Raw genomic sequence first — 6,940 nt, 5'->3', positions numbered from 1 at the left:
GCGGTGATGAAGCGCTCCATCAGGAAACGCTCCGGCAGCCGGATATCCGCCTCGAAGTGCTCCAGCCCGCGAATGAGCAGCAGCTCGATGGCACGGTGAAAGGCGCTCAGGGTCGAAAAATAGCAGCCCACCACGGCACGCCCATCGAAGGTGTGCATGGGCAGACGGCGAAATCGCCCGCTCACCCCAGCCCCCTTGAACAGCTCGGCCGCCTCCTGCATGTGGCTCTGCGGCAGGAAGAACACGGGCTCTTGCCCCGGCACCACCAGCCGCACCGGCCACTGCGCGCTCCAGAGCCACATCACTATCTCGGTGCGCCCCCTTTGCCCGGCACGGCCACGTACGTCCCGGCCATGACGGGTCAGGATGAAACCGTCGCGAGGAGGCGTGGCAGGAGAGGTGACAGTCACAGTGGGCTGGGTCGCAGTCATTCAGGATAAAGAGGTCGGCCTTGGGATGAGACTATTGTACGTTCATACAGTGCCTGGCCGCAATCGTCACGCCAGGCTGCGCGGCAGGCGCCAAGCTGGTAAGCTCGACCCTCTGCCCATGCGCCGGGTGCCCAGTCATAACGGCCCGTTCCCTGCGCCTATTTGCCTACTACAAAGGAGCCCTGGTGACACTCTATTCCCTGCTGGACCGGCTGACCATTTCCTACCAGCGCATCGACCATGCCCCCGTCTTCACCTGTGAGGAGGCGAGCAAGCTGCTGCCCGATCTGCCCGCCGCCAGGACCAAGAACCTGTTTTTGCGCGACCCGAAAAGTGAACGGCTGTTTTTGGTGGTGGCGCCGGAGGAGAGTCGGGTCGATCTCAAGGCGCTGGCCATGGTGCTCGGGGTCAAGCGGCTGAGCTTTGGCTCCCCCGAGCGGCTCAATGCGGTGCTCGGCCTCACCCCCGGCGCCGTCACCCTGCTCGCCATGGTGCGCGACACAGAACGGGCGGTGACGCTGGTGGTGGACCAAACCATCTGGCATGCCAAACAGGTGCAGTGCCACCCGCTGGTCAACACCGCCACCCTCATCATCACGCTGGACGATGTGCGCCGCCTGCTCGCCCACCTGGGCCGGGAGGCCACCGTCATGGCACTGCCGGTGCAGCCAACCTGACCCACTCAGATCAGTAGCGCGATCGACATCCTCGTCTCGAGTCCTTGATGAATCGAATCAGCTGCCGCCATCGTTCCGGTTGTGGTCGCTATCGGACTACAGCCGCTCAAGTCATTGATAATGAGCGGGATGCATGTTGTCATCCGGCACTGTCATGGCGACCCTCAGGGTCGAGACACAGTGACCGGCAGGATGAAGCCCGTAGAGACCCTTTAATGCAAAATCTGTTTTCCTCAGCACAGTTGTCGAGGCTGGTGCTGTTTGTCACGCTGTCGCACGTCGGTGGCGCGGCCAAGCCCCGGCAGACGGCAGCGCTGCGCGCATGACGGCCACCATAGTGTGCCGGGCCGCGCAACGTGCCGATGCGCCCGCCTATCGCCGTTATGTGGCCGAATGCGGTGAAGCAGGCCTGCCGCTCTATCAGGTGGCGCAGTTTGATCCCGATGGCTGGCTGCAAAGCCTGCTTCATCATGCCGAGGGACGCCAGCTACCCACGGGGTATCCGCCTACCACTACCTACTTTGCGCTTGAGAAAGGGGAGATCCTCGGGGCCCTGCGCCTGCGCCACGGCGACAATCCGGCCACCCGGGCGTGGCTTGGCCACATCGGCTACGAGACACGCCCTTCCCGCCGTGCTGAAGGGGTCGCCCGTACCCTGCTGCTCTGGCTGCAGCAACATGTATTGACCAGCCCAGTGCTCATCAGCTGCGACGAAACAAATGAAGCCTCCCTCAAGATCATTGAATCTGCCAACGGACAATGGCTGGATCGCCGCTACCATGCCGGAGATAACTGCTGGGTGCGGTTTTACCGGATCTCTCCCTCTGGATGGCGGCCAGCCTGACTCAGTGCGGGCCCAATAAAAAGAGCGCCGCTAAGGCGCTCATGGTGTGACTGATGACGTGGTGATAAGGGCGATCAGTAGCTGTCTTCCTGCTCGGCGTTCATTCGGGCCAGACGGGCATGGGCTTCCTCTTCGGCGCTCTCGATTTCATGCAGCACGGCATCGATATCGATGGCCTCGGTGCTCTCCTCGAACAGGCCGGTCAGCTCGCTCTCTGGGGTCAGCTTGCCATCTTCGAACAGCGCCCACATCTCCTTGGCGTAGCGGGTCTTGAGCAGCTCGGGGGCATACATGCCGTAGTAGTTGCGCATGTTGTTGACGTCCCGCTCCAGCATGGCCTTGGCCTGGTTGTTGGCGGCGGCATCCACCACCTGAGGCAGATCTATGATGACGGGCCCCTGGCCATCCACCAGCACGTTGAATTCGGAAAGGTCGCCGTGGATGAGGCCGGCACAGAGCATGCGCACCACGTAGCGGATCACCTTGGCGTGATCGGCGATGGCCTGCTCGGACGAGAGCGCCACATCGTTGAGACGGGGGGCCACGTTGCCCTCCTCGTCGGTGATGAGCTCCATCAGGAGCACGCCGTCGAGGCAGACATAGGGCTGTGGCACCCGCACCCCGGCCGCCGCCAGCTTGAACAGGGCGTCGACCTCGGTGTTCTGCCACACCTCTTCGTGTTGCTTGCGACCGTACTTGGAGCCCTTCTCCATGGCGCGGGCACTGCGGCTGTTGCGCACCTTGCGCCCTTCCTGATAGACCACAGCCTGCTTGAAGCTGCGCTTGGACGCCTCTTTATAGACCTTGGCGCAGCGGATCTCGTCACCGCAGCGCACCACATAGACGTCGGCCTCTTTGCCGCTCATCAGCCGGCTGATGACGTCATCGACCAGGCCGTCATCAACCAGAGGTTGGATTCGATTTGGAATTTTCATGGCCGCCCTTTTACCCTATTTGCGCATCAGAAGATAGCCCCTGTGGGGCCTGCGTGCATATCCCTGTTATCTGGCGCCCTGCGGCGCCCTAATTGCCGACTTTTTGCCCACCACATCGCTTGCAGGACAAGCGCTTGTCGCCGCCCTGTGCCCAACACGCCAACCGATGTCTTTCCCTTCAGGGTTCGGGGGGCAGACCGCGGCGGATCCGCTTAATCCCCTCTTCATAGAGACCGTCCGGCCCCTCCTGATGCTCCTGGGTTTCGAAGATCTTGAGAAACCACATGTACTGCTCGGGATGACGGCGCAACTGTCGCTCCACCATGCAATTCATGGCGTTGACGTCGGCGGTCAAATCGTCCGTGGGGTAAGGATCAAACGGGGGGTCAATCTCAAGCCGGTAGCACTCTTCATCCTCGTCGTAGCAGGCGAAGATGGGCACAGCCCTGGCGCCGGTCAGCGCCACCAGCTTGGGCAGGGCTGGCAGGGTCGCCTTGGGGTGGCCGAAAAAGGGGATGAACAAGCTGGCCTCGCGGCCATGATCCTGATCCGGCAGGTAGAAGAAACTGGCGCCGCTGCGAATGGCCTTGATGGCCGGCTTGATGCCGACACTGCGCTCATACACCTTGCCCCCCTTGGCCCGTTCGCGGTTGATGTACCAGTCAAATACCTGATCTTTCGGGCTCTTCATCATGGTGCACAGAACAAGCCCCTCGTCGCTCAGGTAGCGGCCAATCATGTCCACCGCCCAGGTGTGAGGCACCACCAGTATCATGGGACGCCCGGCGGCCTGTTCCGCCGCTATATGTTCCCAGCCCCGCACCTTGATGCGGCTTTTAAGATGCGCGGCGCTGCGCAGGGTCAGCTCGCCAAAGCCCATGAAGGTCTTGAGGCCGGTGCGGATCGCTTTGAGCAAGAGGGTGCGGCGTCCGGCCGCATCCAGCTCGGGAAAACAGATCTTGAGATTGGTCTCGGCAATGTAAGCCTGCTTTTTGGAAAGGCGCAGCAACGCCGGGGCCATGGCATTGGCAAACCACCCGCGTACGCCGTGAGGCACCAGGGCCAGCAGGCACAAAAAACCAAGCGCCAGCCAACTGCCCCACCAGCGCGGATGGAGCAGACGGGCATGAAATGAGGAGTCAAAAACCGGATCGTGTGAGGACATGGCCACCATCAAGTCATAAAAAATAAACGGTTATTGTAATTATCCTGATATTTTTTTCCACTTTGGGGTGCCAGGGGCTGCGCAAGCCCAGGCGTGGCGCCCACAAAAATGGCCCCGAAGGGCCATGACAAACAGCGCTGACACCCGCTCAGGGACGAGGGGGAAGATCGCCGCGGATCCGCTTAATGCCCTCTTCGTAGAGGCCATCCGGCCCTTCCTGATCCTCACGGGTATCGAAGATCTTGAGGAACCACATGTACTGGCCGGGATGGCGGGTCAGCTGCTGCTGCACCATGTCATTCATGCGACAAGTATCCGCCATCAGATCGGCGCTGGGATAATCCGTAAACGGCGCCTCTATCTCCAGACGGTAGCAGTAGTGCGCCTCGTCATAGCAGGCCAGCAAGGGCACAGCCCGGGCACCGCTGAGCTGCACCAGACGTGGCAGGGCTGGCAGAGTTGCCTTGGGATAGCCGAAGAAGGGAGCGAAGATACTCGCCTCACGGCCATGATCCTGGTCAGGCAGATAGAAGAAGCTGTGTCCACGCTTGATGGTTCTGATCACCGACTTGATACCGGCACTGCGTTCATAGACACGGCAGCCATTCTTGGCCCGCTCCCGATTGATGTGCCAGTCAAAGACCGGATTGCGGGCACTCTTCATCATGGTGCACATTGGCACGCCGCGCTGAGTGAAGTAGTAGCCGGCAGCATCGACTGGCCAGCTATGGGGGACCACCAGGATCATGGGGCGGCCGGCGGCCTGCTCCGCCTCGATATGCTCCCAGCCACTCACCTGGATGCGCTTCATCAGGTAGGCGGGACTGCGCACCGTGAACTCACCAAAGCCGAGCAGAGTCTTAAGACCGATGCGAATCGAGGTCATCAGGATGGCATCACGCTCGGCTTGGCTCTTGTTGGCAAAGCAGATATCCAGATTGGTTTTGGCGATGTAGATCTGTTTCTTGGAGACCTTGAGCACCAGCGGCGCCAGCCATTCTGCCAGCTTGTCACGCCAACGCGGCGGCACGAAGGCGAGCAGACACAGCGCACCCAATGCCAACCAGCTTGGCCAGTAACGCGGTCGCAATAAACGGGTCTGAAAAGAGGTGTCAAACACAGGATCTAGGGAAGACATGAATGAGGTCAAACGAAGAAAATGGGGTTGCATTGTATTCATCCTGACAGGTAATACCAGTGAAATTCATCATGAGCACCTCAGGGTGAGCGCTGGTTCAAAAAATGGATTCCCCAGCGGCAAAAAAGTCTCCTTCGACACTTAACAGCAGACAAAAAAGCGCTCCGGCTGGCGAAGCGCAGTCACTAGGTCTGGCCACTGGAGTATGTCATCACCCATGCTCTTCTCGTTGACTGACCCCTTATCCCCTTGATCCCCAACAGGATCTTTGCCTAGCGGCGGGCTCCATACCGGGCCATGCCGGACACCCTGCCACTCTCACCCAGCGGCAGGAAGAACATCAGATAACGCAAGGCCACGTAGCCGACAATCAGGGTGGCGGCGCCCAGTTCGAAGTGGGCAAGCAGATTGATCTGCGCCACATAGTGGGTCGCTTGCGGCCACTGCGCCAGCAGGTGTCCCACCTTGAACAGGGCAGTCGCACCTATCACCAGCGGGAAGGTGAAAGCGGCATACCCCGGTGAGAACGGCAGACGCAGCAGCTTGAAGAAGGCGAGGTAGATGATGCCGGTCATCAGGATGGCGATCCCCAGCAGCACGGCCACCAGCAGCAGGGAAGGATCCTCGGTCACCGTCAGGTAACCGGCGAGCGACAGACTGGCAGGGGCCGCCAGAATGGCGATGGTCGGCTTGGCGGCATCCGGCACTTCATGGCTGAAGATAAGGCGGTAGAGCATCAACGGCAACATCAGGCCGTAGCAGAGCAGGCCGAACCAGAGCAGAGCGTCGGCCAGCACGGCAAACTGGCCGCCGGGAAAGGCGACGTCAGCCACGATAATGCCCACCGGCGGCACAAACCAGCTCGGCACCATGTGATGGATCTCGAACTGCTTGGCCCTGTGCCAGATGAAGGTCGCAAGGAAGATAAGGTGCAGTACCACGGCAAACAACCAGAGCCCCTCGCCCAGGCCCGGGCTCAACATACCAACGGCTTTGGAGACCACCATGGTGGCCATGGCATAGGTCGGCACCACGCTGCCCACCACGGGGTGGGCCAGATCCTGCCACAGCAGGCGCGGATGGAGCAGAAACTTGAAGGTGAGGATCACCAGCAGCACGGCGGCGACGGCGGCGCCCAGCAACTGCAGGCGACCATCGAACTGACCGGCATTTTCCCAGCACCAACCTAGACTGGCGATCCCGAGTGCCAGGCCCGCCATGGGGGTCGGGGCTTTGCCCAAGGATTGACGAGTGCTTGCGATCATGTCTGAAACCTCTTGTGAGAGACGATGGGCATAGGATAAAGAGCAGCTATCGTTTACGATATCTAAATGAATCGAACCAATCGTTCAGGCTAACCAAACATGAAGTTGACCCTGCAACAACTCAAGGTATTCGCCACCATCGCCCGCTACGGCAATCTGGGGCTGGCCGCCAACGAGCTCTGCCTGAGCAAGGGCGCCGTCTCCCAGTCGTTGCAGGAGTTGGAGCGCCAGCTCGCCACCCCCTTGTTCGATCGCATCCATCCCAGATTGCAGCTCAACAACGAGGGGCGCTTGCTGCAACCGGCCGCCGAAGAGCTGCTGACCCGGATGCAGGATATCGAAACCCTGTTCAGCCCCGACGCCGAGCCGAGCGGCCAGCTGCGCCTCGGCGCCAGCCAGACCATAGGCAACTACCTGCTGCCCACCCTGCTGGCCAGCAGCCAGCAGGAGCTGGGCCTGCCCCCCAGGGTCACCATCACCAACAC

General features: G+C 60.9%; 7 protein-coding genes and 1 pseudogene. 3 read left to right on the top strand and 5 right to left on the bottom strand.

What is annotated here, in order from left to right:
• A pseudogene (locus AAC083_RS00700) lies at positions 1 to 431 on the bottom strand (DNA polymerase II); the annotation flags it as partial.
• A gap of 185 nt (positions 432 to 616) precedes the next feature.
• On the opposite strand from AAC083_RS00700, the gene AAC083_RS00695 reads away from it, so the two are divergent.
• Together AAC083_RS00695 and AAC083_RS00690 are read left to right on the top strand one after the other, a co-directional pair.
• Positions 617 to 1,108, top strand: a complete 492-nt coding sequence (locus tag AAC083_RS00695) for a prolyl-tRNA synthetase associated domain-containing protein (protein ID WP_108535647.1) — start codon at positions 617 to 619, stop codon at positions 1,106 to 1,108.
• A gap of 322 nt (positions 1,109 to 1,430) precedes the next feature.
• Complete coding sequence (locus AAC083_RS00690) at positions 1,431 to 1,952, top strand: GNAT family N-acetyltransferase (RefSeq protein ID WP_108535646.1); 522 nt, start codon at positions 1,431 to 1,433, stop codon at positions 1,950 to 1,952.
• 74 nt (positions 1,953 to 2,026) lie between these two features.
• Here the strand turns inward: AAC083_RS00690 and AAC083_RS00685 are convergent, their stop codons facing one another.
• The 4 genes from AAC083_RS00685 to AAC083_RS00670 all read right to left on the bottom strand — a co-directional run bounded on the left by AAC083_RS00685 (position 2,027) and on the right by AAC083_RS00670 (position 6,455).
• On the bottom strand, positions 2,027 to 2,887 hold the full coding sequence (locus AAC083_RS00685; protein WP_042037356.1) for a PA4780 family RIO1-like protein kinase: 861 nt from the start codon (positions 2,885 to 2,887) through the stop codon (positions 2,027 to 2,029).
• Positions 2,888 to 3,065: 178 nt separating this feature from the next.
• Positions 3,066 to 4,061 (bottom strand): LpxL/LpxP family acyltransferase, encoded by a 996-nt coding sequence (locus tag AAC083_RS00680; protein ID WP_181364614.1) that lies wholly within the window; start codon positions 4,059 to 4,061, stop codon positions 3,066 to 3,068.
• Positions 4,062 to 4,200: 139 nt separating this feature from the next.
• Complete coding sequence (gene lpxM, locus AAC083_RS00675) at positions 4,201 to 5,190, bottom strand: lauroyl-Kdo(2)-lipid IV(A) myristoyltransferase (protein ID WP_042037392.1); 990 nt, start codon at positions 5,188 to 5,190, stop codon at positions 4,201 to 4,203.
• Positions 5,191 to 5,462: 272 nt separating this feature from the next.
• On the bottom strand, positions 5,463 to 6,455 hold the full coding sequence (locus AAC083_RS00670) for a TDT family transporter (protein WP_108535644.1): 993 nt from the start codon (positions 6,453 to 6,455) through the stop codon (positions 5,463 to 5,465).
• 99 nt (positions 6,456 to 6,554) lie between these two features.
• On the opposite strand from AAC083_RS00670, the gene AAC083_RS00665 reads away from it, so the two are divergent.
• A partial coding sequence (locus tag AAC083_RS00665; RefSeq protein ID WP_146181552.1) for a LysR family transcriptional regulator occupies positions 6,555 to 6,940 on the top strand: 386 nt, incomplete at its 3' end.

The organism is Aeromonas sp. HMWF014, from assembly GCF_963878295.1.
Lineage (GTDB): Bacteria > Pseudomonadota > Gammaproteobacteria > Enterobacterales > Aeromonadaceae > Aeromonas > Aeromonas popoffii.
The sequence above is the reverse complement of the archived record's forward strand: the minus strand, read 5'-3'. Positions and strand labels throughout refer to the sequence as shown.

Bases quoted from the DNA above. Each gene is read 5' to 3' on its own strand.
- lpxM (WP_042037392.1), bottom strand. From the start codon at position 5,190: ATGTCTTCCCTAGATCCTGTGTTTGACACCTCTTTTCAGACCCGTTTA.
- AAC083_RS00685 (WP_042037356.1), bottom strand. From the start codon at position 2,887: ATGAAAATTCCAAATCGAATCCAACCTCTGGTTGATGACGGCCTGGTC.
- AAC083_RS00690 (WP_108535646.1), top strand. From the start codon at position 1,431: ATGACGGCCACCATAGTGTGCCGGGCCGCGCAACGTGCCGATGCGCCC.
- AAC083_RS00670 (WP_108535644.1), bottom strand. From the start codon at position 6,455: ATGATCGCAAGCACTCGTCAATCCTTGGGCAAAGCCCCGACCCCCATG.
- AAC083_RS00680 (WP_181364614.1), bottom strand. From the start codon at position 4,061: ATGGTGGCCATGTCCTCACACGATCCGGTTTTTGACTCCTCATTTCAT.